The organism is Leucobacter faecis, assembly GCF_054456635.2.
Genome location: NZ_JBTJEP020000040.1, coordinates 1 through 1,401, shown reverse-complemented (window position 1 = coordinate 1,401; position 1,401 = coordinate 1). Strand labels below are relative to the sequence as shown.

The following is a 1,401-nucleotide window of genomic DNA, read 5'->3' as shown; positions in this document are numbered from 1 at the left end:
GAGTCGCTGTGAGTATTAAGTTGGCTGGTCTGGGACTGGCTGGCAGGCTAGGCACTGGCCGTTGATTCTCACTCCCGAGTGTGACCCGAATAAGTCGCTGACCCCCTCTGGGGTGTCTTGATTCTGATATGTCCGCCCGGGAAGGAGAACCGCGGCCGGTGCCTACCTGCCCACTCCAATGACTTGATTAGAAGAACACCCACCATTACTGGTGTGGTCCGTCACAGTGGTGTCTTGGCGTGATTTCCCCAGGCTGGCGCCGGCCGCGTAGCGGCCGACCCATCCTGAAAGAAAGGCACTCACCGCATGTCTATTGTGGCGCATAATCACCCCTTCGTGGTGGGAGTAGACACCCATGCCCGTACCCACACGTACGCGATCGTCACCTCCGCGGGCGTCGAAGTCGACCACGAAACGTTCCCGTCGACCTTGCCCGGCATGAAACGCGCCCTCGCCTGGCTCACACGCCGTACCGGGGGCGACCTCTCAACCCTGCTCGTGATCGAGGGCATCGCCACCTATGGCGCGAAGCTCGCCCGCCTGGCGGCCGAGGCCGGGTGGGAACAGATCGCAGAAGCACCCGCTACCCCGCCCCGCACGCGCGCGGGCCGGGGAAAGAGCGATGCCCTGGACGCGGTCTTGATGGCCCGGGCCGCGCTCCCTATCGCGCTGACCGACCTGCGGCGCCCTCGCGCCGACGCGGGTGCACGCGCCGCGGTACGGGTGCTGTTGACCGCGCGCAATGACATCGCCGACGAGAACACCCAGAAAATGAACGCCCTCATCGCGTTAGTGCGCGTCCATGAGCTCGGCGTCGACGCCCGTACCGGCCTGACACGCGCCCAGGTGCGTGAGATCAGCCGGTGGCGTCACCGGGACGAACTATTGGAAGTGAAAACGGCGCGGGCAGAAGCGGTCCGCCTGGCCGCCCGCCTAATCGTCCTGTTCGCGGAGCTCGACGAGAACCGGCGTACGCTGCGTGAGCTGTTGCTGACCACCCCGGCAGCGGGGCTGCTGGACGAGGCTGGGATTGGTGACATCACCGCGGCGCGGTTGTACGAGGCGTGGTCGCATCTGGGGCGGTTAAAGAGCGAGGCCGCGTTCGCGTCGCTTGCGGGGGTGAACCCGATCCCGGCGTCATCGGGGAACACGGTACGGCACCGGTTGAACCGGTATGGCGACCGGCAGCTGAACCGGGCCCTCCATTTGATCGCGGTGACCCGGGCACGGTGTGACGAGGCTACGCGCGCGTACGTGGAGCGGAGGCTTGGTGAGGGGCGGACATTGAAAGAAGTGCGTCGCTGTTTGAAGCGGTATATTGCACGTCAAGTGTTTCGGCAGTTGAACGCCGCGGCCGCCCCTCGACTGGCGAGTTGACAAACATAGAAGAATCAGAATCCA

General features: G+C 64.9%; 1 protein-coding gene. It reads left to right on the top strand.

Annotation, left to right across the window (positions count from 1 at the left end; translation table 11 throughout):
* The first annotated feature begins 306 nt into the window (after positions 1-306).
* The gene (locus ACXR2T_RS15755) at positions 307-1,377 is read left to right on the top strand and encodes an IS110 family RNA-guided transposase (RefSeq protein ID WP_458840488.1); all 1,071 of its coding nucleotides are present in this window, start codon (positions 307-309) and stop codon (positions 1,375-1,377) included.
* Positions 1,378-1,401 lie beyond the last annotated feature (24 nt).